General features: G+C 54.9%; 39 protein-coding genes. 16 read left to right on the top strand and 23 right to left on the bottom strand.

From position 1 onward, the window contains the following. Window positions 1–7: 7 nt before the first annotated feature. Entirely contained in the window at window positions 8–508 is a 501-nt protein-coding gene (locus tag QOM10_RS30560; protein ID WP_316918426.1) for a hypothetical protein, read from the top strand. 96 nt (window positions 509–604) lie between these two features. Here QOM10_RS30560 and QOM10_RS30555 read toward each other — a convergent pair whose 3' ends face one another. From QOM10_RS30555 to QOM10_RS30545, 3 genes are all read right to left on the bottom strand, one after another. Further along, window positions 605–1,048 (bottom strand): hypothetical protein, encoded by a 444-nt coding sequence (locus QOM10_RS30555; RefSeq protein WP_316918425.1) that lies wholly within the window; start codon window positions 1,046–1,048, stop codon window positions 605–607. A 181-nt stretch (window positions 1,049–1,229) separates the two neighbouring features. Continuing rightward, entirely contained in the window at window positions 1,230–1,904 is a 675-nt protein-coding gene (locus tag QOM10_RS30550; protein WP_316918424.1) for an OmpA family protein, read from the bottom strand. Window positions 1,905–2,193: 289 nt separating this feature from the next. Beyond that, window positions 2,194–2,466 carry a hypothetical protein gene (locus tag QOM10_RS30545; protein ID WP_316918423.1) on the bottom strand — a complete coding sequence of 91 codons (273 nt, stop codon included), beginning with the start codon at window positions 2,464–2,466 and terminating at the stop codon, window positions 2,194–2,196. A 305-nt stretch (window positions 2,467–2,771) separates the two neighbouring features. Between QOM10_RS30545 and QOM10_RS30540 the strand changes: the two genes are divergently transcribed. Further along, a complete protein-coding gene (locus QOM10_RS30540; RefSeq protein WP_316918422.1) occupies window positions 2,772–3,263 on the top strand; it encodes a hypothetical protein in 492 nt (163 codons plus the stop codon). 53 nt (window positions 3,264–3,316) lie between these two features. On the opposite strand, the gene QOM10_RS30535 is transcribed toward QOM10_RS30540, so the two are convergent. From QOM10_RS30535 to QOM10_RS30515, 5 genes are all read right to left on the bottom strand, one after another. Beyond that, window positions 3,317–4,051, bottom strand: a complete 735-nt coding sequence (locus QOM10_RS30535; RefSeq protein WP_316918421.1) for a hypothetical protein — start codon at window positions 4,049–4,051, stop codon at window positions 3,317–3,319. A gap of 335 nt (window positions 4,052–4,386) precedes the next feature. After that, window positions 4,387–5,190 carry a hypothetical protein gene (locus QOM10_RS30530; protein WP_316918420.1) on the bottom strand — a complete coding sequence of 268 codons (804 nt, stop codon included), beginning with the start codon at window positions 5,188–5,190 and terminating at the stop codon, window positions 4,387–4,389. Between the two features lie 12 nt (window positions 5,191–5,202). Beyond that, complete coding sequence (locus QOM10_RS30525; protein WP_101165514.1) at window positions 5,203–5,523, bottom strand: hypothetical protein; 321 nt, start codon at window positions 5,521–5,523, stop codon at window positions 5,203–5,205. A gap of 16 nt (window positions 5,524–5,539) precedes the next feature. Continuing rightward, window positions 5,540–6,370, bottom strand: coding sequence for a hypothetical protein (locus QOM10_RS30520; RefSeq protein WP_116892953.1), 831 nt, complete (start codon window positions 6,368–6,370; stop codon window positions 5,540–5,542). 117 nt (window positions 6,371–6,487) lie between these two features. Continuing rightward, window positions 6,488–6,757 (bottom strand): hypothetical protein, encoded by a 270-nt coding sequence (locus tag QOM10_RS30515; RefSeq protein ID WP_316918419.1) that lies wholly within the window; start codon window positions 6,755–6,757, stop codon window positions 6,488–6,490. Window positions 6,758–6,872: 115 nt separating this feature from the next. Here QOM10_RS30515 and QOM10_RS30510 point away from each other — a divergent pair, with 115 nt between their 5' ends. The 12 genes from QOM10_RS30510 (at window position 6,873) to QOM10_RS30455 (ending at window position 14,356) form a co-directional block, all read left to right on the top strand. After that, on the top strand, window positions 6,873–7,181 hold the full coding sequence (locus QOM10_RS30510; protein ID WP_057451243.1) for a hypothetical protein: 309 nt from the start codon (window positions 6,873–6,875) through the stop codon (window positions 7,179–7,181). A gap of 138 nt (window positions 7,182–7,319) precedes the next feature. After that, window positions 7,320–7,805 carry a hypothetical protein gene (locus QOM10_RS30505; RefSeq protein WP_316918418.1) on the top strand — a complete coding sequence of 162 codons (486 nt, stop codon included), beginning with the start codon at window positions 7,320–7,322 and terminating at the stop codon, window positions 7,803–7,805. Continuing rightward, on the top strand, window positions 7,802–8,089 hold the full coding sequence (locus tag QOM10_RS30500; RefSeq protein ID WP_234821193.1) for an adhesin biosynthesis transcription regulatory family protein: 288 nt from the start codon (window positions 7,802–7,804) through the stop codon (window positions 8,087–8,089). The genes QOM10_RS30505 and QOM10_RS30500 overlap by 4 nt, the downstream gene beginning before the upstream one ends. A 250-nt stretch (window positions 8,090–8,339) precedes the next feature. After that, window positions 8,340–10,304 (top strand): hypothetical protein, encoded by a 1,965-nt coding sequence (locus QOM10_RS30495; RefSeq protein WP_316918417.1) that lies wholly within the window; start codon window positions 8,340–8,342, stop codon window positions 10,302–10,304. Window positions 10,305–10,393: 89 nt separating this feature from the next. Beyond that, window positions 10,394–10,579, top strand: a complete 186-nt coding sequence (locus QOM10_RS30490) for a hypothetical protein (protein ID WP_057451247.1) — start codon at window positions 10,394–10,396, stop codon at window positions 10,577–10,579. A gap of 398 nt (window positions 10,580–10,977) precedes the next feature. Then, a complete protein-coding gene (locus QOM10_RS30485) occupies window positions 10,978–11,181 on the top strand; it encodes a hypothetical protein (RefSeq protein ID WP_057451248.1) in 204 nt (67 codons plus the stop codon). Then, window positions 11,178–11,744 carry a hypothetical protein gene (locus QOM10_RS30480; protein WP_316918416.1) on the top strand — a complete coding sequence of 189 codons (567 nt, stop codon included), beginning with the start codon at window positions 11,178–11,180 and terminating at the stop codon, window positions 11,742–11,744. The genes QOM10_RS30485 and QOM10_RS30480 overlap by 4 nt, the downstream gene beginning before the upstream one ends. Before the next feature lie 49 nt (window positions 11,745–11,793). Beyond that, on the top strand, window positions 11,794–12,426 hold the full coding sequence (locus tag QOM10_RS30475) for a hypothetical protein (protein ID WP_234821194.1): 633 nt from the start codon (window positions 11,794–11,796) through the stop codon (window positions 12,424–12,426). Between the two features lie 17 nt (window positions 12,427–12,443). After that, the gene (locus tag QOM10_RS30470) at window positions 12,444–12,815 is read left to right on the top strand and encodes a hypothetical protein (RefSeq protein WP_205420308.1); all 372 of its coding nucleotides are present in this window, start codon (window positions 12,444–12,446) and stop codon (window positions 12,813–12,815) included. 383 nt (window positions 12,816–13,198) lie between these two features. Then, entirely contained in the window at window positions 13,199–13,519 is a 321-nt protein-coding gene (locus QOM10_RS30465; protein ID WP_316918415.1) for a hypothetical protein, read from the top strand. A gap of 154 nt (window positions 13,520–13,673) precedes the next feature. Continuing rightward, entirely contained in the window at window positions 13,674–13,904 is a 231-nt protein-coding gene (locus QOM10_RS30460; protein ID WP_316918414.1) for a hypothetical protein, read from the top strand. Window positions 13,905–14,020: 116 nt separating this feature from the next. Next, the gene (locus QOM10_RS30455; protein ID WP_316918413.1) at window positions 14,021–14,356 is read left to right on the top strand and encodes a hypothetical protein; all 336 of its coding nucleotides are present in this window, start codon (window positions 14,021–14,023) and stop codon (window positions 14,354–14,356) included. A 14-nt stretch (window positions 14,357–14,370) separates the two neighbouring features. Here the strand turns inward: QOM10_RS30455 and QOM10_RS30450 are convergent, their stop codons facing one another. The 15 genes from QOM10_RS30450 to QOM10_RS30380 form a co-directional block, all read right to left on the bottom strand. Beyond that, complete coding sequence (locus QOM10_RS30450) at window positions 14,371–14,637, bottom strand: hypothetical protein (RefSeq protein WP_316918412.1); 267 nt, start codon at window positions 14,635–14,637, stop codon at window positions 14,371–14,373. A 24-nt stretch (window positions 14,638–14,661) separates the two neighbouring features. Continuing rightward, window positions 14,662–14,961: a hypothetical protein gene (locus QOM10_RS30445; protein ID WP_316918411.1), complete on the bottom strand. Its 300-nt coding sequence runs from the start codon at window positions 14,959–14,961 to the stop codon at window positions 14,662–14,664. Window positions 14,962–15,025: 64 nt separating this feature from the next. Next, complete coding sequence (locus tag QOM10_RS30440) at window positions 15,026–15,601, bottom strand: hypothetical protein (protein ID WP_316918410.1); 576 nt, start codon at window positions 15,599–15,601, stop codon at window positions 15,026–15,028. Window positions 15,602–16,035: 434 nt separating this feature from the next. Then, on the bottom strand, window positions 16,036–16,296 hold the full coding sequence (locus QOM10_RS30435) for a hypothetical protein (protein WP_316918409.1): 261 nt from the start codon (window positions 16,294–16,296) through the stop codon (window positions 16,036–16,038). Between the two features lie 53 nt (window positions 16,297–16,349). Next, complete coding sequence (locus QOM10_RS30430) at window positions 16,350–16,796, bottom strand: GTP pyrophosphokinase (protein ID WP_316918553.1); 447 nt, start codon at window positions 16,794–16,796, stop codon at window positions 16,350–16,352. Window positions 16,797–16,798: 2 nt separating this feature from the next. Continuing rightward, complete coding sequence (locus QOM10_RS30425) at window positions 16,799–17,125, bottom strand: hypothetical protein (RefSeq protein ID WP_057451255.1); 327 nt, start codon at window positions 17,123–17,125, stop codon at window positions 16,799–16,801. A gap of 292 nt (window positions 17,126–17,417) precedes the next feature. After that, window positions 17,418–18,401: a hypothetical protein gene (locus QOM10_RS30420; protein ID WP_316918552.1), complete on the bottom strand. Its 984-nt coding sequence runs from the start codon at window positions 18,399–18,401 to the stop codon at window positions 17,418–17,420. Between the two features lie 146 nt (window positions 18,402–18,547). Further along, window positions 18,548–18,874 (bottom strand): DUF6388 family protein, encoded by a 327-nt coding sequence (locus QOM10_RS30415; protein ID WP_057451256.1) that lies wholly within the window; start codon window positions 18,872–18,874, stop codon window positions 18,548–18,550. Between the two features lie 222 nt (window positions 18,875–19,096). After that, window positions 19,097–19,429 (bottom strand): hypothetical protein, encoded by a 333-nt coding sequence (locus tag QOM10_RS30410; protein ID WP_316918551.1) that lies wholly within the window; start codon window positions 19,427–19,429, stop codon window positions 19,097–19,099. A gap of 140 nt (window positions 19,430–19,569) precedes the next feature. Then, the gene (locus QOM10_RS30405; protein WP_316918550.1) at window positions 19,570–19,929 is read right to left on the bottom strand and encodes a PapB/FocB family fimbrial expression transcriptional regulator; all 360 of its coding nucleotides are present in this window, start codon (window positions 19,927–19,929) and stop codon (window positions 19,570–19,572) included. A 40-nt stretch (window positions 19,930–19,969) separates the two neighbouring features. Then, window positions 19,970–21,157, bottom strand: a complete 1,188-nt coding sequence (locus QOM10_RS30400) for a hypothetical protein (protein WP_316918549.1) — start codon at window positions 21,155–21,157, stop codon at window positions 19,970–19,972. Between the two features lie 143 nt (window positions 21,158–21,300). Then, window positions 21,301–21,561 carry a hypothetical protein gene (locus QOM10_RS30395; RefSeq protein ID WP_234831343.1) on the bottom strand — a complete coding sequence of 87 codons (261 nt, stop codon included), beginning with the start codon at window positions 21,559–21,561 and terminating at the stop codon, window positions 21,301–21,303. Window positions 21,562–21,715: 154 nt separating this feature from the next. Beyond that, window positions 21,716–22,336, bottom strand: a complete 621-nt coding sequence (locus tag QOM10_RS30390) for a hypothetical protein (protein WP_316918548.1) — start codon at window positions 22,334–22,336, stop codon at window positions 21,716–21,718. Window positions 22,337–22,410: 74 nt separating this feature from the next. Beyond that, window positions 22,411–22,884 (bottom strand): hypothetical protein, encoded by a 474-nt coding sequence (locus tag QOM10_RS30385; RefSeq protein WP_316918547.1) that lies wholly within the window; start codon window positions 22,882–22,884, stop codon window positions 22,411–22,413. Further along, on the bottom strand, window positions 22,881–23,114 hold the full coding sequence (locus tag QOM10_RS30380) for a hypothetical protein (RefSeq protein ID WP_057451261.1): 234 nt from the start codon (window positions 23,112–23,114) through the stop codon (window positions 22,881–22,883). The genes QOM10_RS30385 and QOM10_RS30380 overlap by 4 nt, the downstream gene beginning before the upstream one ends. A gap of 665 nt (window positions 23,115–23,779) precedes the next feature. Here QOM10_RS30380 and QOM10_RS30375 point away from each other — a divergent pair. Next, window positions 23,780–24,157: a hypothetical protein gene (locus QOM10_RS30375; RefSeq protein ID WP_316918546.1), complete on the top strand. Its 378-nt coding sequence runs from the start codon at window positions 23,780–23,782 to the stop codon at window positions 24,155–24,157. Beyond that, a complete protein-coding gene (locus QOM10_RS30370; RefSeq protein ID WP_057451264.1) occupies window positions 24,154–24,351 on the top strand; it encodes a hypothetical protein in 198 nt (65 codons plus the stop codon). The genes QOM10_RS30375 and QOM10_RS30370 overlap by 4 nt, the downstream gene beginning before the upstream one ends. The last annotated feature ends 139 nt before the right edge of the window (window positions 24,352–24,490 follow it).

The raw sequence follows: 24,490 nt of genomic DNA, 5'->3' as shown, positions 1-24,490 counted from the left end.
GGTATGTATGGATCAAAGCGAATTTACTCGGCGGCTTCTCCAGCTGGTCAACGCTCAGCCAAAGCGGGTTGAGCTGACGAGCGATCCGTATATGCGAATCTTGGGGAGCCTTGGCTTCGCCAAAACCATTCGACAGCTGCAAGCATTGTTGCTCTGCGCTGCCCTTGCCCTGGGTGCGGCAGGAGTATTGAAAGCTATGGGGGCGGCGTCATCTGCTTCGAGTTGGGGAATGGCAATATCTCTCGCAGCTGCCGGGGTGATGATTGTTCGTCGCGTCCCTTACTGGACGCCAGCAGGTGCGCTGCGGGATGGATTGGTAACGCTGAGCAACTACAGGCTGAATGACCTGGATGCTTTCCTCAAGCATCAGCGAACAGACCTCACTTCGTTGAACAACACGCTCCTGAGTGATCTGTGTATGCAGCTGGCATTGGATCGTCGCAGGGCCGTGACGACACATAGGTCGCCAGTAGCAGGAGCTAAGCGAGGTAGCAACTGCGGTCTGTGAAGAATGGAAAACGCAAAAAGGGCAGCCCAGCGGCTGCCCTTTTTTGATTACTAGGCTGTTTCAACTGGCCGGACGAAGCCGGTCTATTGACGCCGTTTACCAGTAGTTCCGATTGCGCTTGCTACGCACCACATACCCTGCGATCACTATGCCGGCGAAGACTAAGAACAGGCATGCTTTGCCTGCGTACCAAGGCAGATCCACCCAGCCATCTGAGTAATACTCGCCGAGCCCCATCCCCACTGTAACTTCGCTTTCAGCTTTCATCACGATAAGGGTGTGGATGCCGATCCATACTGCGCCAAGGATGATCGGCCACGTGTTCTCAAGGCGAATTGGCAGCGGCACTTCGAACTTCTCAATCACCCAGACAATCAATAACAGCACCGGGCCGAACAGCAGCGCTCGGGCGTGATCGGCCACTTCCCAGAATGTGAAGCCAGTAACTTCCGCAATGCCGGCCAGTGCCATGACCGCCATTGCTGCGAACAGCAACAACCCACCAAACACCTTCACCTCGATTTCACCGCTGGTTTGCATTATTTGTCCACCTTATCGTTCATCGGAGCTGCGCCTAGATACCAGTCCAGGGCAGGCAAATTCTTTGAGGCCCAGCTTGATATGCGTTGCGCACCACCCGGATATTTTCCTGCTATCACCCAGCTGATAGCCAGCAGCAGTACCTCTAGCACCATGGCTGGCATTAGCAGGACGAGGCGCATCAACGAGTTGCGGTCTTGGGTGTGTCATTGCTCAGGACAAACTCGACACGTCGGTTTTCTGAGCGCCCTTGAGCAGAGTCGTTGCTGACTTTCGGTTCTTTGCTGCCTGCACCGCGAACATACATCGTCTGGTAAGGAACGCCGGCAGCGGTGAGGTACGCGGCAACGGAGCGTGCGCGGTCGAAGCTGAGGCGGTTGTTCAGGTCAGGAGAGCCGGAACTGTCCGTGTGACCGGTGATGCCAATTTTGTAGGGTTGGCCTTTCAAGGATTCCGCCAGCTTGCTTAGCGATGGGTACGCCTCGGGTGCAATGTCGGAGGAACCGACCTTGAAGAACACATCGGATTGGGCGCTAACAACCAACACCTGCTGTCCATCCGCGATGCGAGCTTGCTCCACCTGGAGTTCAGTAGCCGCGAGTTCGGCTTGCATTTCCTTGTGGCGTTTATCCCACAAGTAACCAGCACCACCGCCAGCAGCTGCACCCAGCATGGCACCCTTGATCACGGCAGAGCCGTCACCAAGTGCCGCACCTACCAACGCACCGCCCACAGTGCCGACGGCCAAACCGACGCCGGTTCGTGTAACTTCAAAATTGCCCGTTTCGGGGTTGGTGGCGCAGCCAGTCATAACGAGGCATGCAGCGAGTGCGGATGCGAGTTTGAGGTTGTTCATTCAACGTGTCTCCGGTTGAGTTGGGATGCACCCATCTTCGCCGCGTACTTCCTGTGTCATCGCAGGGCATCGAAACTTTCCCAGTCCCACGCGTGAGTGGTGAGGACGATCAAGGTAGCGGGGTGTCTGTAGATCGTGTGTGTTTCGTGAAGCTTTGACGCGGCAGTCATGCCGACGGTTAGATTCGCCAATGTGAACTGACATAGCTCGCTTCAAAGCTCCGATACTGATGATGGCCAATTAGAGTTGGTCGCACCAGGGCGACCTTACCGGAACTAAGACCTTACGGCTAGAAACCTGCGGCCAAGCGCGGATCAGACGCTTTCCAGGCGTTAGAGAGTTCTAGATTCTCGTTGGTCAAAGCAAGCGAGCGAAACGTATTTCCCCCCACATACCAACGTAATTGCGCGGCAGTCCGGCGACCGCTTCTTGCATGACGCACTACACGCACCACTCGCTTTCCTGCGGGCGTGAAATCCGCGCTGGACTGGATCACTATCTCGCGTCCCAGTAACTGCTTGCCGGCCTCAATCGCTCGAAGGGTAATTGTTGCTTTATCCATGGAGGTCTCCTTAATCGGTCTACCAAGAATACGACCCAATGATGCGTGTCATCTTCGCTGGGTAGATGATTGGACGCTGATAGCCGTTATCATCATGTGCGTTGGGTTATGCGCCCAAGGAATTGCACAAAGTGCAGATGAATAAACGAACGAATCTGGATAAGGTGCATTCGTGCGTTCTGGAGTAGGTGTGAGCCGACTCCGATAGGTCTTGTGCGCGTCGGACTGTGGGGGCTGCTAGCGCCTCCGATGAAACCACAAGCGCCTACTCCCGAGCGCATTCATTGACTTAAGGAAAACTTGAAGTGGCTACTTGGATTTCTAAACACACCGTTGCTTACGCCCTAGGCTTGGCGGCTGCTTTCGCGATAGGGGGTGGTGTAGGGCGCGCTTCGGTTACCCCTGAGACTGCAACAGTAGAAATCCCTCCGCCGAGTTTGAGGGTAGTGAGCAAACAGTTGCGCCAGCAATACTGCGTGCAGAACAAGGCGTTCGGTGAATTCCAAAACCCAGCTGATCACAATGTGCGTCGGCAGGTAGACGTGTACCGGGTCGAGGGCACGCCTTTATCTGAAAGCGGCATCATCTGTTTGCTGGAAGGCGAAGTGTCAGAATCGACTCGCGAAAACGGCTTCCAAACCGTAGTCCGTAGCCCGTTCACAAAGGCATTGATCGTTGCGGATGGTGGCGAGGCTGAGTTCGTAAGCCGGGAATTCGCTACAGCACTCAGCAAGGCGGAGTCGCATTACCAATCAGTGAAGTCTCATGGATCGACACCAAGACATACTGCACAGTAATTGCCTTCCTCGTTTCAGTTACCAACGGATTTGCAGGGGGCGCCTCATTCAAATCAAGGCTTGCTCAGTTTTCGTCTACGGTATCGCACAGTAGCCACTGGCACGTTAAACCGGGCGGCAATTTCTGAATCACGCATGGTCGCAAAAAGCCCATCGGCCTCGCGAGGCAGAGGTGAGTATCCACCGCGTCCGGTTGCCTCTCTCTGCTTTTTAAGCGCATACATACTCAGGCCAGTTATTTTGGCAAGCCGTTGAGTTGGCATTGCGTCCAGAAAGTGTTCAAGCGAATGCGGCAGCCTTTGCTGCGCAATCAGTTGCTCGGCCACGTCTTCATTTTGCAAAGCAAGGGACAATCGCTGAGCAGCGTAGTCGGCTGCCGGCCCGCCGTATCGAACAGCTAATTCAAAGTCAGAAGTCTGGTCTAGCTCGCAAGCATCCACGACCTTCCAGTACGTCCTTGCCGTGGGTGCTTTGATACCGAGCGCTTTACGCTTAGCCCGCACCTGATCAATCCCGAATCCGGTTTTGCGAGAAACCTGGACGTTGGTGTGCTGGTGGAACAACTTGATCCATGCCTGCGGCCAGCGTTGCCCCGGTTCTACCGCGTCGAAGTCTTGATTGGTCGAGGTGATGCCGGCGAGTTGGCGGTAGGCCTCAAGGGGAGCTTGGTCGATATCCCAACCGTCCGCGATGTTGGTGGTGCTGTACTGACCAATCAAAGCCCGAACCTGGGGATCAAGCTTGCGCTTGCGGGTCGTGTAAGAGGGGCGCCCAAGATCGTCACGCATATACCTCACCAGGTGGGGCGTGATCGGGACTGCAAATCTTTGACTAACCAACTCAGCCAAGGTCTCGTCCTCTATTAGTCCGAGCAGGCTAATCCAGTTGATGGCCAGAGGGCCACGTGGGTCGTGGTGGAAAGGCGCTAGCCCATAACGCATTCGCAGCGATGCAACTTTGCTGGCGCCTGATATGCCAAGCACTTTGCAAAGATGTTCGTTTGGAAGGGTCGGGGCCACGATAGGGAGCCAGAACGGCAAACGGGCTGGGGCCATCCGATAGAGGTCTCGACGCAAGTGGGGACTGATTTGGGCCGAATCATACAGTCCCCATTCTTTGCTATCTATGCCTCAGAGCTTGATGTGTCTACGGGAGGGAGCAAAGGCCTCTGCATGCCGGCGACTTTCAGCGCTGCGTCGGCTTTGATCAGCTCGATGCAAGCTGGGCACTCATCATCCCGGACTTCGAAGCCTTCAACGGTGTCCGGGCACATCCCGTTGAGGACGTGCGACACTTTTCCGCTCGATACAGCGTACAGCCCGGCCAGTACGGAGGCTGGTATTGTCACCAGTGCGACTGGTTCAGCGGGAGCGGGCTCGATTGCGACTGGCTCGACTGGCTGGGATAAAGGCATGACGTGTGTAATCACGTCTCCAACTTCCAACTCAATTAATGGGTCGTAGGTGTTATACGGATTTTCAAAGCCCGGAACAGGTTGGTTATCCGCCTCCTGCGCATTGGCCAGGGTTACGTGTCGCAAGCCATCACCTCGCTTGAACGCCACCCAGTGGAAGCCCGTGAGTTCAACAAATAATTCACCTTGGGGCACCTGATGAACACGCCACGCCCCGTCTTTCCGGTGTTCCGGGAGTTCCGGCGGCAAAGCTTCAAGAAAGCCCTTGATTATCGATTGATCCAAGTCCAAGCCTGGGAGCCCGTTATCAACCTTAACCACTTTGAAGGCGAGCCCATCGCAGGGCGTAGGGTCTAAATAAGCCAGTGTCACTTCTGACAACTCAGAACCGGTGTGCCAGCCAACTGTGCGCCCCTCAGCGTCAGCATCGCAGTCTGTCTCTGCGTAGGAGAAATACAGCCAATAAAGCCCCTGTGCAGGTGGAGATTCATACTTGAATCGCTTGAAGAGCATATGTCCAGATTCCTATGCAGAGGCGGCAGCGGCAACGCTGCGTCGCCGCGATGCTGAGTTAAATGAAACCACGTTAGTGATCGGCTCGGCTTTCATCAAATGCTGATGCGCGTGCATAAGCGTGCGCCGGATTAGCTTGGCGTCAGCCAGCATTTTGCTGGCAAAGCCTGTAGGGCGCGACTGCCGCCCGGAGTAGCTACCCGCCAATACCTCACGGCGATGTTTGCTCAGTATTGGGATGCACTGGCGTTTGATCTTCTCTCGAACAGCTGGATCAAAATAGTCACCGCTTACGCAGATTTTGACCATTCGAAGCATGTGGCTTGGCAGCATGGTGGTCTTCCTTGTGTCAGTGGGCTACAGCTGCGGCAGGAACGTTTGCGGCTGCCCGCAAAGCTTCACCTCGGCTGCGTGGGGCCGGAGCAGAAGCTCGACCAAAGGTCAGCGACTCGTCAGCATCAATCCCATGGCTTAACTCCTGGTCGAAATCATCCGGCAGAACGATATCCGTCATTGTAAGAGACTGTGGCGTGGGTTCCTGCTGTCCCAGGATGGTCGAGGTGAGTTGAATGCCCAAGTCGCTGGCAACATTGTCACTCCACTCGCCGCAGGCCTCATGCAACGTGCTGCGAATGTCGGCCTCGTGGGTGTAGTAGGTGGCAAGGGCTGGGTAATCCTCGTCAAACAGCATAGCGTCAATGAGGATTGGGCCTTGCGTCTCCGGGTGCTTGGCAATTGCATAGACGCGGATGCCGCCGTCCATTTCAACAAACCGAACCATGTTCAGCGGTGTTTGCTGCATGTGGATGTGAGAAGTGAAGTCGTGGGTGTTCGCAGTCCCTTTGATCAGCCAGCTGTTTGCACGCGCAACGCGCATTTGCGTGCGTACATCGCGGGTCACCGAGTGGAACAGGTCGCGAAGCGAATATCCCAGCAAGCTGGATAGAACAGCGCCAGCAGCAAGCTTGAAGTTGAGTGCTTGGGCGCCGAGCGCGGAGGCGAATTGTGCGTCCGTAGCGAGGTAGCCGGTGTAGACGCCGACAACGGTGAGACCGCAGCTGATCGCGCCGGAAAGAAGAGAACGCGTCCATGCATGGCCGGCGCGGAATTGCTCGCGGTCGAAGCGATAACCATCAAGCATGGTGCTGCCGTTGGTGATGCTGTTCAGCAAGTCTTTCATGATGAGCCTTCCTCTGATTGGGATGGCTCATCATCAAGCCTGTTGAGTTGTGTCATCGCAGCTTGAAGCGAAGAGAACTCAACTCTTCAAACCCCAGCTTGGGAATCCAAAAGAGATTCAACTCGTCGGATGGAAGCGCCTGTACGCAGCACTCGGGTCTGAGGCAACCAACTCAGCAACTTCTGGTGCAAGGGTGCGCAGCACCTCCCAAGCGTGGGCGATGGCCTTACTGGACTGGTCGAAATACAGGATCGAGACCAGCTGTGCGACGGCCTGGGTTAGGCGCTCATCGTCCAGTGGATGTATTTCTGCCTTGGGCACGTATTCGACACCATCAATCATGACTACAGGCATGAAGTGTTCTTCTAGATTGGGAGCGTCAATCATACCTTTTGCTGGCGCTTGGAGCGCAGGCGCAAACAAACTGCATGGGGTTCGGTTGAGCGCGAATGCGTTTACCGCCACGGTGGTCAAAGTAGGAGACTGATCGCAAGGACAAACCGTGCTTACCAACAGCAACCATCTATCAGCACAACAGGATCTAGACCAGCGTCTAAACCTCGCCCTGGCCAAGCTTCAATTACCTTACGAGGACATTGTGGAACTAGCTGGCGAAATGCTTCGCACGGGGATTCCCATGCTCAAATTGGTATGCAGCCGCCCTGAGTCCGTATACCGGCTCGCTGACGCTGTTCACGCAATCCCAAAAAGCATGAGTGAATCTTCTGTAGACCAGCTTCGGTTACGGGTCGCGGAAGCTATGGTGGCCATCGACGAATTGAACGACGCCGATGTGCAAGCTCACCTGTGACCACACAGGCTGTTCCCCCGGCGCCCCTTAATGCCCAAAGTGGGGTTTGACGAGTTCGCTGGAAATCGAAGACTTCGCTTGAGCGGTATGCGGTTTTCCCTACACTGAGCGCATTACGTTCCCATCATGGATTGCCCAATGGTTCCTGTTGAACTTCTTAAAGCCGCTATCGATCAGCTCCCTAAATGGAACCTCAAGGTCACATCCAGCCTCACCTGGGTCAACTGGCGACAAGGCTTCCAAATCAAGATGGGCTGGTATGACGGAGCTTCGCTGCTCTGCTACCTCGACTTCAAAGATAATCAAACCGCCCGAGATAGCGTTCTTCGCCGCGTTTTCGAGATTCACGCCGACGCCGGCCAGAAACCTCGCCTTGTGAATGGTCACGGCTGGTCGCGGTATGAGTACGAACTGCGCACCACCAAGTTCATCAGCGTGAACGAGGTGGCGGAAATCGCGCAAAGCATGGGATACGAATTCACCGTTCTCTACGTGCAGGAGTGCATCGGTGCTCGGCCTGTTTTTGAGACGATGGAAATACCCCTGATCCCTGGAGAAATGGGCAAGGAATGGGTTGGTGGTGGCTTCATCCCATACTCGTGCCCTATGGGTATGAATCTGTGATTGAGTTGCCGCCCGGCGAAGTGCCCGAAGAGCATTTTGAATTGCTTTTGGGGGACACCTCGATCCACAGTAAAACCGTCATAGCCGCTTTGCATGACCATCTGGTTATGGGTATTCCTACACCGGAAGCCTATGTGCGTAGAGGCGCAAACAAGGGGCTATTCCACCTCAATCTCAGGCGGCTGCGTGCCAAGAGCGGGGTTGCTCGTAGTCTGTCCCGGTTTTATCCGAGCGCCGCCGAAAGCCCGAAGGCCGTGGACACCAACATAGTGAACGAACTATGAGCCGCACCCTTGAGTTGACCCCTATTGTCGAAGCAGCAGTCCTGGCCGAAAGGCACTGATGCGCATGCCGACAAACGTTGGACGTGCTTCATTGCACGGTTGCATGGCAAGAGAGCAATCCTGATCAGCGCTCGCCAATTCCTCGCGAATCCCCGGCTTTGGCCGTGAGGAATTTTTGGCTGCTGCGATGACACATAAATTACTGGGGCAGTCTGCACTGACCACCCACCGTTTAAGAACTGGAGCTGTTATGTCGAAGGGTTTTGAGCCAGTCGTTATCCCTATCGTCGAAGTGGAGCGTGTCATCACTGAATTCCAAAAAGCCGATTTGGGCCAGTGGTACTGGTACGGCGAGGAAGGTGATGAGCCTGTGCTCATGTGCGTAATGGATCGAGGCACCAATTACTTGAAGCTGCATGCGCCAGAAGGACGTAGTTATCACACTGCGCGCGTGCATCGAGATAAATTCGACAAGGAATTGCGATTCGAGCCAAACGCAGATCAGATTATCCAGCAGATGATCGCTAAGCATCAGCAGGCTCTTATCGACAACATGGCCGAAATCCAGAGCCTCACCGAAAGCCTCGGCATTGCTCCCCAGTTGGCTCAGCACACCAGTACCGAAGCAGATGGCAAAGCTTTGGCTGTTCTTTCTGGACAGGTGGATGTGGCTGCCTTCGAAAAGGCCCTGATCCTGGCGAAGAAGGAAACGCTGCCGGCGCTGTTCAAGAAGACCGAGAAAATTTCCGAGGAACTGGCCCGGTGGATGTGCGCCACCTCAATGCCTATGAAGGCCAAGCTCGGCCCCATGAAAGAGTCGGTCGAAAAGATCGAGGATCGGATTTTCAGCATCAAACTCTATTCGGGCCTGCTGGAAACGATCTTCACCTTGTCCGAAGGCCAGCCAGCAGCGCGGGATGAAAAGCTCCGCATTATGCAGCGTCGCCTCTACTGCGATGAAGAATGCCTTCTGGACTATGAGTCCGGTGGCATGGAATTCGACGGTATGGGCGCCTTCGACAAGTGGCTAGCGAAGCCTGTTAATCGCAATCGCATTCTGCCCTTCCCCCGCTGCATGGTGTCCATGCGTGTACGTCGCACTGAGAAGGATCGATCTGGTCAAGGACTGAGCGCATTTGTGGAAATAACGGAGCGTGATGCTGACAAGTTCACCTACCTCATCATACGCAATGGGGAGAACTTGTATCGGGTTTGCACTGATCAGGATTTCGGCGAGCACATGTTCCCGGAGCGCACTGTCTACGATCCTTCCGAGCCGATGATGATGAAGTTGTGGGGGCAGCGCGAAGTTAAGGCATTTATGCCAAAGCGCGAATACGACACCGTTGTTGCGGAGCAAGAGCGAGTTCACAAGCTGAAAGTGCAATGGGAGAAAGACAACCCCCAAGAGCAGTGGGAAGCTGCGAACCCGAAGCGAAGCTGGTGGGGCTCAAACCCTCACCGCTACAGTGGAAGCTTTGACAAAAGTGATTGGTATCCTTTTGATGATTCAAGTACCTTTTTCGATCTGGGTATGGAGAAAATTCAGAGCGAGATTAAGGAATACAACCGAATCGCTCTCGTTGTTCAGGGCCTTTTTGACCGTACCGAGACTCTGCTGCCACACCTTCCGGTTCAAATGTGGAACCCGGTTTCTTTTGCTGCGTCAGTCGAGTTGATCTACGACAACTCGATGGTGCTGCACTGGGGCGAGGCTCCCGATATCGCCGCCTACATCGAAAAGTGCAATGCGCAAGCGACAGCCGATTCTGTGTTCTTCGGTCAAGATTACGAGTGGACAGTGCGCGAGGCTGAACGCGAGAACGAGAGAACTAGAAATGCGTGGCGCATTCCCGAAGACAGAAAGTATTACTACAAAACCCTCCGCCCTCATGGTGACCCCGGCCCAGGTCGTCTCGCCATCCCTGCTGCTTGGGCGCCTCGAAGTAAAACAGCAACCTTCGGCTGGTTGAAAGAGTCTCGCACCCAAGACTATATGCTGAGGGCAACGATCAAATTGCCGCTCGACAAGCTGTTCAACGTGAGCGCTTACAAGCTCGGGGATTTCCGCCAGTTCTTCATCGATCCAAGAACACGGGCCAAGTACCTGGAGTGGGCGCCAATGCTGCTCAGCGCCGAGGAATACCACCTTGGGAAATTGGAAGCGAAACAGCCTGTCCACGAAGCGCCACCGAAACCACGGTTCAGGCGGTAATTGCTTGGCTGCTTGATCACGGTAGGGGCGTCTGGATCTGGCGCCCCTTTTTTTGCACAGCCGAAATGCGGAGCGGGAGAATAGGGGTCATGAGCATTGAAGTAGGTCAGACCTGGCGCGAGGTTGATCCGCGCTTTGAACGTCGCGTGACGGTTGTGGGGTTCTGTGAGGAATCTGGCAAGGTCAAGATTGAGTGCGCTGGCAAGGTCACGAAAGCCAAGCGCGAGCGCTTCAATGGAAAGCGCGGTGGCTACGAGTTGGTCACAGCCAGTTGATAGCAGGGCGCTTCAAATCCTAGCCTTGGTCTTGACGACTTTTACCCACCCCAAAGTGACACAAGGCTTCCTCGGGCACTCTGATCGCATCAATATGAGACTGAGGCGATTCCTTATGAAACACTCTTGCGCTCTGCTGCTTGCCGCAGCTTCAACCATTGCTGTGCTCACCGGTTGCGCCGGGCAGGTAGTCCAGCTTCCTGATCCAGTAACCACCAGCGTACAGCCTATCCGCTATGAGCCTGTGTACATCGTTCCCAACTGCCAGAATGTAGGCGGCAAGCCCTACTGCCAGTGGTTGGAGCCTCGGGGGCACCAACAGATGAATCCTGCACCAGCAGCCGTACAATCACCTCGTGTACCGGGCATTGCCCTCTGATTTCCAAAGGTAGCGCCTCATGAAAGAACGACTCTGGACTGTAGCTCGGTTCCCCAACGGCAGTTGGTCTACAGGCGGGAAGCCGGATTGCACTGATTACGAACTGTGTTCGGTCTACAGCGTGCTCGCTGACAGTGAGAAAGAAGCCAAGAGCAAGGGCCAGTCAATGCACCGTAAGGCAATGCGGCAGAAGGCAAAGGCGCTGCTGGTGCCGGGCAAATGAGCATGCCTATTCAGCAATTTCCCCGATTGGCCCATTTAGAGTGGCCTGGGCTATCCGACCTGAGTATCCCTGCTGATGTACTGGCGGGGACTCAGCGCGGCGTTGAGATATGCTCTTCCGGTCTCAGCGATTTGCCGGCGCCTCTAAACAAGGCATCGTGCTGGATTTACTGCCGTGAGGCATGGCCTCACGCAGATCCTGATTTTGAAGGTTTGGTCTTTGTCACGCTTGCGGTGAAAGCCGATCACCGTTACGCCCAACTACTGCCGAATCACAAGCATACCGAGCATGGGGTTTTCCCAGGTTCAGTGTTCACGACTGATCCTCTGTCGCTTCACTGGCTGGCGCCTAACGCTGACAATGGGGTGGACTTCATCGGCCTCCAATTTGAGGTTCCCTATCACGAAGCGGATGCCTTCTACGACGACCTTCTGCACCAGCTAGGTGAGTTAGGTGCTATACGAGATAGCAAGCCTGGGGTGGCTGACGCATTGCTGGTTGCAACGGGCGATTATGTTGGTGTGCCACCAGGGCCACTCGAAGCTGGTATGGCTCATGAATAACAAACTACCGGGGGCTATCCCGGTCATCATCACACACGGGGATTGAAGCATGGCGCTGATAACCGGTATTGCTATCGATGAAGCCAGCCAGTATGAGCTGACAGAGGGCGGCCAGTTTGGTGAGGACTTCTACGGAAAGCAGGTCATCGAGGCTGCACGTGAGCTGCTGGCTCAGCAGTCTGGCGGTAAAGCTGCTGCACTGCCGCTCGGTGAGTTTTTTGAACGCCCGGATGATATGGGCCAAGGCCGATTGCGCCTGATCCTAGATGGCGACTCTGACGTTTCTCTTGCAGTCATCACCCATGAGGGCGAAATGGCAGACGTGGAGTTCTGCACGCCTTTCAGCGGGGGAGGACGGTCACCTAAAGTCCGCGAAGCTTTGCTGGACTTGTGTCGTGCCATTCAAACTGAGAATGCCTCAAACCCGATCCTCGACTTCCGGGCTGACAGGAAGGTGGCAGCAAGTCTTGCTCCCGCTTTCGCTGTAATCATGAAATCCGCAGATGATGCCCAATGGCTGTTCTGTCCAGGCGAGCTTTATTTCGATCAGGATGTAGCGTGCCAGCGTGCATATGTTCTGGCTGGGGCCGGGGACAGTGAAACCCAGTACAGCGCTGCGAAGATTGATCGCGCAGGGGTCGTGCCCGTGGGGGAGACGCATACCGGAGTACGTGAGGTTTGAGTAGAAAAGAGAAGCCTTTGAGCGACGGTCAGTACCTAGCTACGTGCCGCGATAAATCCGTGCTTGCAGCGATGAGTAACGGCCATTCCTCAGTGTGGCCTCGCGCCAGGGTGGTGATCAAGGGAAGCGACGCCGAGTTCTTCAAGGACGGCAAATCAGTTTGGTCTTGCAACTCTGCTTATGCTGGAGCCCATTTCGACTTGGCCGCTCTACCAACAGGCTGGTTCACTGATCGATTGAATAGAGCGGGCACCGCACACTTCTTCCGCGTTGAAGAAGCTGTGGCAACCAGCCTCTGCGGGAGAGTCCTTGATGCCGATTCGTTGCAGCCGATGAGCGAAGCGCTCAAACAGTGCTCACGGTGCGTCAAAGCCAAAGATCGGGCGTGATTGGGCAACTGCGCTGCATTCGGTTGCGACTACTTGCTGTCGTTAGGCAATCTGGAGCAAATCTTCAGGAGAGCCTGCCTTGAGTGAGCCAATCATCATCCGAGCATTCATCACGCACATCGACTGCCCTCATTGTACGAGCCCAGTCACGGGATTCTTGAATGATCCGCGTGGGGGCACTTTTAATTGCGACGGCTGCGGGCAGACCTTCGAGGTGCCCGCCGATGCCGAAATCGACTTTGGTTGATATCTGCAAGCCAGTGGATACAGAGGGCGATGCCGTTATTCTGAATACCACTCCTGCCGCAATTGCAGCAGGTCTCGGCCTTGCAGCCGAAGCTTATTCACTGGGCAGATAAAAGTGCCAACACCGAACAAGGGAAATGACTTTGAAATTAAACCTCGTCGCGAGTTTCTGCCTCGCATCAGCATTCGCCTTGCCTGCTATCGCCCAGGATGAAGAGCCGCCGAGCCCGGAGAAAACGGCAGCGCACTTCATCGCCGCGTTCTACCGGGTGAAGCCTGAGCAGGTTAATGTAACCCTGATCAAGCGTGAGGCTCTGAGTGCAACAGCCGTTACTCATGTGAAGGGGCTGCCTAACTGCACAATTGACATGGCACCGACGCCGGCAGCCGATCCGAAGTTCGGCTGGCTCATTGGCGGTCTGGGCTGTGATACTTCGTTCAGCAAGGATAACGGCTGAATGGCTGACACTCTTGGCGAGGTGTATGGAATCTTGTGCTTCATGATTGCACTCACCTTGGTTCAATGCTTACGGCTTCGAGTAGCAAAAAACCGCGCATGCGCGGGTAAGTCATGGTCACGGTTTTTCATCGCAAGCTACGCGTGGAGGTCTCGTGATCGAGTCCGATCTAGAGCCAGTTTCTAATATGGCTGCCCGGCAAATGGTTGCAACTGCCGGCCCCCTACGATTGCCAATTCCTAATCACTGTTCTGACCTTTTTGCTACAGGCTGGGCTTTAGCTGACACGCTTGTTGCAAAAGGGATCGACCCATTATCTGTAATCAGTGAAAGCTGGCACCACGAAAAAGTGGCCGGTTTTGATGCGCGGCTTGCCGCCGATTGAGAGCTGCTATGCACTATGGCGGCGGTAATCTGCGCATGTCTCGGCAGCACTGCCTGAATCGGCGGGCGCTTTGGCCGCAGGCGCAACGTTAGATGCTGTGATCTGAGGAAACAGTAGTGAACAAGCTTTTTGCAGGCACTCAGGCAATTGCAGATGCGCTAGTAGCGCATGGTATCCCTGTTGTCGAAGTAGAACCGCACGATGCCGAAGAGCCAGAACATTCTGATCGAATTTGGTTAAAGCGCTTTTCGGATGGGGGAATGTGTGAGGGGGAATACATCTTTGTCGGGGAGTCACGTTACAAGGACTCCGACCGGGTAGACCTGTGGGTTGGTCATAACAGCGCTGATCTTTGCGGTGGTCACCCAACGTACTGGTCAACCCTTATCCCGGTAGGCAATACGAAAGCCATTCAGGGGCTCGTACTCAAACACTGGCCGAAAGGCGAGTAGATCGAGGAAACGAATCAAACCTGGATAGTGCGGCGTGCATTTCGTCTCAGGCGCATGTGTGGCAGCCAGACTCGGTAAAGACCAATTGCATTGGTCAACACAAAGCACATGTGCAAGCAAGCTATGCCGTATGCCTCAACCAGTACCCCATAGCAGGTCAGCGTCAGGCTTGAGACCAAAAACAACCACCAACCCCATGGGGAAAGCCTGACATTGCTTGCGATCAGAGCTGCGCCAGCGATGCCGCAAGCTGTTCCTGTCCACTCCAAGATTTCATTCATAGCGCATTCTCCACGAGCTATGGCTCAAGAGCCATTAGATGAGTTGCCAAGCGATGCCAGAACCTCATCGAGTGCGTCGATGGCGGCGGAGAGCCCATCTTCAAGCTGATCAGCAGCTTCTTCCAGGGCTTCGACTGCTTGCTCCATGGCTTGGCCTTTATCGCCTTGCTGCAAGCTCTCTGGGAGGTTGTCGAAGCTTTCCTGTTCCTCACCCTGGAGTTCTTCAATCTCGTCTTTGAGAGAGTGGGCGTTTTCGAGTTGTGCCTTGAGGGTTTCGATCTGAGCACAAATTTCAGCGATGCGCTTTCTACGTTTGTTGTTCATGCGTGATGCCGTCCATTGTGTGTCAAAGCGCTGCGATTGAAGGCAGCGCTGGGCCTTGTGTGAGTTAGAGCTTTGCAGCGGACAGCAACGCGGATATGCGTGCGACGATCTTCTCGCGACGATTCAGAACATCGGTGCTTTCAAAGATCAATACCTCCAACTCTTTGCCCAGAGCCTCGGCAGTGTAAAGGTCGCTTACCATGAAAGGCAGCGCCATTTCACGGTGCGCAGAGTACCCTTCAATTTTCACACCTACAGCGCTCACTGTGATGGCGCCGTAGGCGTAGGGATCAGGCCGGTAGAACACAACATCATTGATACTGAACCCTCCTGTAAGCCACGCAGGCAGCTCTGACACAGAAGCAAGTCCGTAATCGGTAGGGTTGTCGAATAACTCTCCATTTGCGTTGAGCAGTGAGTCTTCTACGTCAGCAGCCTCGGCGCGGCTCCCCTCACGATACGAATCTTCGACTGCACGGTTTGCAAGGACACTTAAGTGGATCAGCTTTTGGCTGTGCGCATCGAGCACGATGCGGGTCATGCGCTCAGACTTCTCGCCTGCGAACAGGTGGCCCCAGCTTCCAACGATATAGTGAGGGGGAGTGTGTGTGCTGGCTGGTAGGATTGATGCTTGCTGCATGGTGCGTCTCCTGTCAGTAACTGGGCCGAGGCAATCTCGGTTGATGCATCCAGTATCTGCCCGGTTAGCCTGTGTCATTGCAGTCAAGGTGTGTGCGGGGTCGAATCGTCAAACCGGCCCGTGGGTTTCGGGCCGGCACATGGCTTGTTTATCGGTTATTCAGTGGGTCGTTATCCCACTTATCTTGCAGCTTCTTCATCTGCAATTTGTTTCGATATTTTAATGCCCAGGAGATTGCGAATGCGAAAGCGAAACCTCCGGCCAAGACGACAGAGAATGCGATAAGAAGGTTGATAGCGAATGTAGCATTAGTCATTTTTTATACTCTTATTGGTTGACTTCCACTCATTATGCAACATGATTGCAGAGAGGTTCAATAAGAGTCTTTTAGGTTTGACTAAATATATATTCGGGGTATATAAAAATACTGCGCGTTACTTTGATATATCCTGTTTGGCTGGTGCTTCTGGAAGGTCGGCCTCCAGAGCTAGTAGACTTTCGCGCAAGCTTTTGTAGCAAGAAACGCCCAGATAACCAGCGCCGATAATAATAACTGCGTTCACAAGGGAGAGTAGTCCCATTTCTTTATTGGCGAAAATGTACCCTGCTGCGGCCAGTGCGAATGATCCTGTAGCCATGCCCAAGAAGAATATATAAATGACAGTAGCTTCTAAGGTCTTAACGTGGGAATTCATGAGTGTCATCCTAAGTGGAAGTAAATACCAAGATGGGGATTTGTAGCTGGTGGTTATGATGATACAAGCCGCTCGGGTGAGTCCAATCGCATCCAGGCGCGGTGGTACTTCTCTACACGACGTAAATCGTTTTCGGTGACGCTACTCAGCCGTAGCAAATTGAGGTTGTCCTCAATGTCCAGCAGCTTCACCTTTCGAGCCAGTGGATGCACGCGCACCCTGTCAATGAAGGCTTCGTAGCTTTCACCCCGGCGCCGAGTTAGAACCTCAACTGCGGTGACTACCGATTCTGGGAATCCATCCGCCCGAAGATCATCTGCCGTGGTGTCGCTGTCCTCGATTACGTCATGCAGGAGTGCTACGCATTGCCCAATAGGGTCATTCAGCTTTGCCATCAGCCGCAGTGGGTGGAGGATGTAGGGCTTTCCACCTTTATCCACTTTGCCGCCGTAGGCCGTGAGGGCGCGCTTCAAAGCGACCTCGATCATCTGTGCATCCATGGTTACTCCAATATTTCTTGAACTGCACTGTCCTGGGCGGCAATTACAGCGCGACCGGCAGTGGTGATCTGAAAGCCGTAGGTGGCCACGATCAAAAGCTTTTCGTCTTCGAGTCCACGCACTGTACGGGACACTGCTAATGCCGCGCCCTGCGGGGTTCGAAATTCGTAGTTGGGGAACGCGGCATAGGCGAGCGCCGACATGGGGAGCGATCCCCTTGCTGCACGAGTGAGCGCGGTAAGGATTCGCAAGCGCTGTTCCGCTACTGGAGCTACTGGTTTCCCGGCTTGCCTTTCGCTACGGCTGGTTTTCTGTGCGGTATTGTTCATGCGCAAGACTCAAGCATTGAAGGCCCCTTCGTTCGTCGGAGCCGTGGTGACAGCCAATCAAGCTTCTCCTGTAGCGCCGCTGCGTGCAATCCAAGGAGGTGCAGTTGGCGATGTGTCCAGTCTGCGGATGCGAACGCGTGTGTCATCAACCTACGGTAGGAATCGAAGGGAAGTGTTCAACTCCTGTATTAGGTATTCACTTTCCAGTCATTGCTACGGCTGTACAGGGGGGAAGGCTTGGGTCTATGCGGGCGTGAAGTTTCGGTCGAATACATGCACGCCCTATCGAGGGTCATCCCAGGGATCGACGCGTTTTTTCATGCGCTGCCTTGGGTGCCAGTGAGAGGGGTAAAAACGAACCCTTCGCCAATGCGCCACGCTTGGTGGTCATGAATGGCACCATGTAGGGCGTGACGCCTACAGCCAGAGCAGAGCCGAGTGCAATCCCGGCAATCACCCGCGCATTCGTCCATTGGGACGGCAACGCGACGAGCAGCACACATGCGATCAGCGCAGCAGCGAGTGAAAACAACCAAACGCGGTGATCGATCTTCACATGACGCAACTCAATTGGTGCTATTCGCACAGGCTGGGACTTGAAGTTTTGAATCGCCATGATGGTATGCAGATCAGCAACTGGCACCTCACCAAAGTCTGGGTTCCCAAGCGGGGAGGTCGTACCGGGTCTTTGGAAGAATGCGAGTTGCACCTGTTCGGGTTCTGGAAAACTAGCAGGCCAACGCTCTGCCGTCTTCGCCCCATAGGCTCGCAATAGGGGTAGCGTCCAGGTTGGGTTTGGAACAGGTTCTACCCAGCGGCCATCCAGCACCGCCCAAACCCCTGAGAAACCGCCCTTTTTCACATCATAGATTTCGATCCGGCTGGCTTCGGGGTACGTCCATTCGAAGACCCGCGCCGGAATGGATTCAATGCCTTCCTCACGGAAAAAATCCACTCGGTTCTTTCCCTCGCACGGCGCAAAGATGCCCAGCGGCTTCACCCACGCGTAGGTCGCATCATCGACCTTGCCGTCGGCCATCGCGACGAAATCGGTCAGTTTGTCGCGACAACTTTCCAGATCGCTCTCACTGAGGCTTGTGCGGCGCCAGCGCCAACTACAGCCGAGAGTGTTGCTGGTCGGAACTAGAGCGAACTCATACGTCGGCGTGCCATCGTCAACGCGCTCACAGGCCCGGTAGAACGGGAGGATATGGCAGAGGAAGGGCAAAGGCTCATGCGGGCCAAGGGCGCCATCGTGAAGATCACGCGCCAGCATGCTTGCACCATGGTCTGCGACCGCAACATCCATCAGGTATTTGTTTCGGACAACTGCTTGGACGGCTCGGTTTAGGTCGTCCGTGACACCCGTATCGAGTGGTTGTACTCCAGGTTTCAAGCTGGGGAGGGGTGAAGTTTCCATTCCTAATCAGCAATCCTGTTCAGAGTCCGATATTCATCCCAGTCCATGCCAAGTGCCTCAGCCAATTTGCGCTGGTGATCAAGTCGCCACTCTTGGGCTTGCTCTGGCGACGTGGCGACCAATCGAATCACCAACTCTGTTACGTCCAGCCCCTGACGGCGAGCTGCCTCAAAGAAGACTACAGAGCGCTGTTGTTCGCGGTACTCAGAAACGGTCAAGCCGCAGGCCTCGATTACTGCTGGTTTGACTGATTGGATTTCAGCGAGCAGATGGGGATGCTCTGCGAAAAATTTTTCCATTGCAGCGTTGTGCCGCTGTTCAACTGTCATTCAAATTCTCCTTTGACTCGGTGGCCGGTGAGTCCGCTTCCTGTGGTACTGAAAGCTCGACTATATCGGCCATGAAATGCGACAAAGCTGATCCAGCCATTCGCGTGAGTATTGTTGATTGTAAGTCTTGTTGCTGCCCTGTCACGCAGCAAGGTGGGGAGACTTTTGCCTCGCCCACCTCGCTCTCTTTTACGGGATTTGGGGATTTAGTGCGCTCATTTATCAGGCAGCGGCACGTTTGTTCCGCAGGCTGCTCCCACGGCGCTGGCTGCGGATCTGCTTCCCACGTGGCGGGCGTTCGTTTTCGTTCAGGCCTGCCCGCCATTCAGTGAAGGCCACTCCTTTCTTGCGCTCAGCTGGCGCTGGGGCGCGCTTGGCCCCACGGTGATCGACCACCTTTTCACTTTCGACTACCGGGGTATTGCACTGACTGGCGGCAGTAGCTTTAAGGCAGGTCTTGCAGGTAACGCCTTGGGTGTCAGACGTGGTGTTCGAGCTAGTCGCAGCGCGACCGCAGGCAGTTTTCGAAAGGTCGTTCGAGTAGTGCAGAGCCATAATTCTCTCCAATTGGCTGGTGCCTCCCAAGCGGGGGCGGACTGTAGTGGGGTGTTTATGCGCCAAATCCCTTCATGCGAATTGGCGGTGGCTGGCGGCTCGGTTTGCGGAGCCTTTGGTGCCAGCATGTTTCTTGTTTCTTACTTAGCCACACTTGCCACTGGTGTGGTGAGAGGCTTATTTGACCGCACAGCCTCTACGGCCAGGGCCAGATCGCGGGCCAGGACGAGCAACCGTTCCATGCGCTCAGCATCGACGATCAGCATGCCTGTGATCCGTCCCACCCGCTGTATCTCGGCGTTCAGTTTGTCGAGTCGCATCTTGAATTTCTGGGCTGTGACACCGTGTTTTTTGATAGCGGCCTTGGTGTCGAGCCCATTAACAAGATGGTCGCGCAGTGCCTCGACCATTTCCGGGCTATGAGAGCTGTCAGCCAGGAATTCATCAAACACTTCATTGGGCAGGTCGCCTGGGGCGACCTTGAGTAAATCGATCAGCATGTTGCGGTTCCAATCATCGAGGCAGAAGGGTGGGTGACAGTCAGGCTGCCGCCTTCATGTCATCCTCACTTTGAGCATTCAAGTTTACTGGAGGAAGTGCGTCAGCTTTCTCGGCCTCGTCCAGCAGAGCAATGAACTTTTCGAGCTGCAACCGTGTTGCCTCGGAAAGATTGGCGTAAGCCGGATCTTCTTTCAGCAGGCGGTTGACTTTGAACAGTTCCAAGCCGTGCTTGCGAACTGCTTTCTTGACGTGTGCGTCTGACGCATGACGGGCGGTAATTCGTGGCCGGGCGGGAGTTGTGGTGCCCGCTTCTTGTTCTGCTGTATCGCCCGTCTTCGCTGGGTTTTCTTGCCCAGCCGGGGCCTTTGCCTGCATTTCAGCAAGGGCGCGAGCACGTCGGTTCTCAAGTTCCTGCACTACCGCACCATTGCCATGTGCGCGGAGCATGGTAATGGCTTCGGACGCGGCAATCTCTGTGCTCAGAACTGCATCCACCAGTGCCTTCGGCGAGTTCACCAGTCGCAGCAGGCCATCTACATAGCCCGGCTTGATGCCCATGCGCTTGGCGATCACTTTGTCGTCGTGTCCATTACGCGACAAGCGCTTGCAGAGCACACCGAGTTCAAATGGAGCCAACTCCTTGCCTTTGTTGGCGCGGTACATGGTCACGTAGAGGTCATCGAGATTGGTATTACGACCGTCCTGCACCACTACAGGCAGAAGATCAATCTCGGCGCCTTTGGCGATTGCCTTGATGGTGGATTCGAGTCGGCAGTGACCATCGAAAACGTACAAGCCCAACACGCCGTCGATTTCCAACACCAGAGCCGCGAGCGGCTTGTGCTGCATGAAACCTTCTTCAAGGATGGAGTCGGTCAACTCCGCGATGTGCTGATCAAGGTCTGGGCCTGGGAGGCGGACGTTGAAGCCTTTCAAGACCTTCAATTCCTTGACCGGCACTTTCCACAGGTCGGAGCTACCGCCCGCACCCTTGATTTGCGGAATGCCGGTAGCGCTCTCGTCCGACTTGCCTTCGTAGATGGCTTGGATACCCGACATAACCTTTTGAACGCCATCGGAAAGGGCCTTGTCGGCACCTTTCTTCTCGTCCTTGGGCTCATAGGCAGCCTTGATGCCTGCCATGATGGTTTTGACGCTACCCGGATTCAGGGTCAGATCGAAGTTATCGATTGCAAGCTGGATTTGGTTGGTGGCCATGGCAGTCATTGGGGTATCCCTCTGCGGTTGAAGTTGATGTGTGAATAATACCCCCTGGGGGGTATTAAATCCACAAAACAAACCCCATGAGGGTAAACTCGTCAACTCCGGCTTTGGGATTCCAGGGCGGTATCGCGCCCAAGGTATCGCTTCTATCCGACAGCCAAATATTGGCAGCGCAGCGCAAGCTTTTCAGCGTAATCCGCTCCGGTACATGTGCCTTCGAGTTTGAGCACTTGGGACAACTGGACGGGAGAGGTGGCGACCTGACTTACAGCCAAGGCTAGGGAATCACAGAGCTTCACCACGTATTGTGGAACCCGATGCTCTGGGTGACTAAGCATGTCATCAGGTGAACTACCGCGACTGTTCAGTGCTTCTTTGATAATGCTGGTGTAGGGCTCATAACTCATATGCATGTCCTTCGCGTAGGTTTGGATGGTGAGCTTGGTGTCACACCCATCATTTGACTCAAACGCTGGTTGAGTTGCATTGATGGTGCGCCACTTGGATATCACCTAGGTCGGCGTCCTTTCTCTTGGCAGCCGACCCATTTGCTTGCTTGTGTCACCCGGCATTCGTGCCGTAACCGACCGTCTCCGGGTGCAAGGTGTCAGCGCCAATGTAAACAGCATCAGGAGCTTCCGGCCATTCCAGCCGGCATGAATCGAAGCTTCCTTCGTTCCAGGCGCGAAGGAACTCCAATGGGCATTCTGTCTGATATGCGAGAACAAAATCGATGACGGCTTTGCTTGCTTCCTGTCCCTGGCTCAGCAGCGCGATATGAGTCCGCAGGTCTTTGGCGAAATGCAGAAGCTGAGGGCCGCTGAGACCTACATCGGGCCGGATAATGCCTGCCTCTACTATGCATTCGCCGAGTGCCTGCCCCAGCAGCTCGACATGTTCAGCTTCGTTGCCGTCGAGCACCACGCGTGAAGCTGTCCAGCCTGCTTGCCAGACACTTAGGTCATGACCGTTGGCCGGGTCGAGCACGTCAACCTTATAGTGATCGGCGAAGGCTTCATCGCAGTCACCCGATGCGCCCGGAACGCCATTCTTGGAAGCGGCATCGAGCAGGCGTCGAAGGTCTTCGGCTTTGACACTTACGGTAGTCGCAGTATCACGGTGTGCTATCTCATGCAGTCGAGCTGCAACGTCTTTGATGCTGGTCTTATCGGAAGTGGCCATCTTCTTGAATCTCACATTGGGAAGGGAAGGGTAGGGTAAGTGGGTTGAGTCTGTTCAATTGATGCCGGTTTCGATCATCCAACGCCAGGATCTGCCGCAGAGTTTCGCTCACTCGCTACTGCCGCCTTGAAGTTGGCCAGTACCTCGCCGAAGGCCGCTGAATGGCTGAGTACCCAGTCGAACAACTCGTCTTCCTCGCGCCCCTCCAGAACGAGGCGGGCGTGAAGCTTCACAGATTCCTCACGACGCATGCTTAGCCACTGACTGAAAGTGTCCAGATCGCGCACGCCGGCATGGCGCATGAACACATCCAAAGGGCTGCCAGCCATCATTTCAGCTGCGGTCATCATGCCGGCAGCTTTCATCCGCTCAGTGAGCGCTGCGTCGTTGTCGAAGACGGTGCTCAGCGCACGCAACTGCTCCACTTCCCGTGCTAGGGGCTCGGCTGCCTCCAGCTGCTTGCGCAGCAACTCATAGTCGCTGGCAAGAATCACGGGCCTGCCCATCAGCTCGGGGTCGTCAGGCGCGTATTGTTTTGCCTTGATCACGCATTACCCTCGACGATTGCCCGGCCTTTGATTCCGTTGGCCAGGGTGATGGGGTAGCTGTAATGCTCACCCGTTTTTTTGCAACGCCCGCAGTCCGATACTTCCGAGCCGGCGTGCTGAGCAATCGTGCGGGTCATGGCTTCGTGCAGCGACTCGTTCTCGCTGGGGGCTGCAATGAGGGGCGTACCGTTGAAGTTTAGGCGGAACGCCAGCGAGCTTTGTAAGACCATACGTCATACCTGAACTGTTTGGTGGTGCATCCATGATCGCCGGCTGCCGGTGGTGTCATCGCAGCATGCCCGGTGTGTGTGGGAATGCTCGAAACCAAACCTGGGTTCCGGGGCGCTATGGGCGATCCTACCTCGCAGCTTTCTTGGGCTCAGCTCAACCCAATGCAGTTACTACTTGGGACTGTCGGTTGCTGACAAAAATCGGCATTCGAGCAAGGCCTCATCAGTAACTCCAGATTTTCGAAATACAGGCGATGGCCGATGGTAATGAATGCGACTGCCTGTGGAATTCTCATATAATCCGACAGCGGGCTCGATGGGCCGAGGCCGTAGAGAGGTGCGGTGTACGTGCCTATAAAACATCAGGGGTCGTTATGAGTTTCAATGCAGGGAATGTGGAGATAACGCTCACTTACGGCAAGCCGGGTGAGTTGGGCAGAACGTCAGAGCCTCAAAAATATTCAGTCGCGATGCAGCGCATGCATAGCTGTTACTCGTTCACAGTAGTCCCTTTGGAAATAGGGGTCGCTCTACTCAAGGCACCAGGTCTTTCCCGCGCTCGTATCAGGCTGACCGATGGCACTGTGGTAGAGGGTTCCGTGCGTAATGTCCAACACAACTATTTCGAGTTGGTCGAAGACAAGCAGCCAGCGTAGGAAAAAGCCATGTTCTACGAGAGCGTCAAAGCCGCATGGGAGGAACGGAAGGTTCATATTGGGCTGCCTGCTTTTGCATTTCGCGAACCTACAATTACGGGGCGAGGGTGGCTATACGCGTTCAAGGTTTTCTTGCTCAACGGTAAAGAGCGTCAGGCTTTGATTGACATGGCCGAGCACGAAGTAGCTTGCGTGGCTCAGATTTTCGGCGAAGTAGAGGACTGGACACCGGAGCAACGTGAAACGGTTCGACGTTCGTTGCGAAAGTTCGGTTTCCCAGTCTTCCCACCCTCCCAGCGGGAGCTGGAGGCCAGCACTCCACAGCGCCGCCTTTTGATTTGGGAAGGTCGCCAGAGGGCCAAACAGGTTTTGGAAAGAACGTTATGAAAAACAGCTATCAGAAAGACTACTTTGACGAATTTAAAGACCAACTGACAGGTCACGGCTGCTTCATCAGTGTTAATCAGTTCCAGGCGCGTGAGGCATTTGAACGACTAACCCAACTCCAGAAGATCCGCGAAAAGCGTGGCTATTCCAAGCCGAAAGCTTGGCCGGCGAATCGCGCAGCAGCGCGCTCGTAAGGATAAAAACCATGCAACTCGAACTTGTTTTGAGGCTCATCGCTCTCGTATCAATCATCGGTGCCACGGTTGTAAATTACTCGCAGTATGGATTCATGCGATCGCTATTAACCCTGGCGTTGGGCTGTCTACTCTGGGG

Source organism: Pseudomonas sp. P108, from assembly GCF_032613195.1.
Taxonomy (GTDB): Bacteria; Pseudomonadota; Gammaproteobacteria; order Pseudomonadales; family Pseudomonadaceae; genus Aquipseudomonas.
This window is presented reverse-complemented; position numbering and strand designations above follow the sequence as displayed.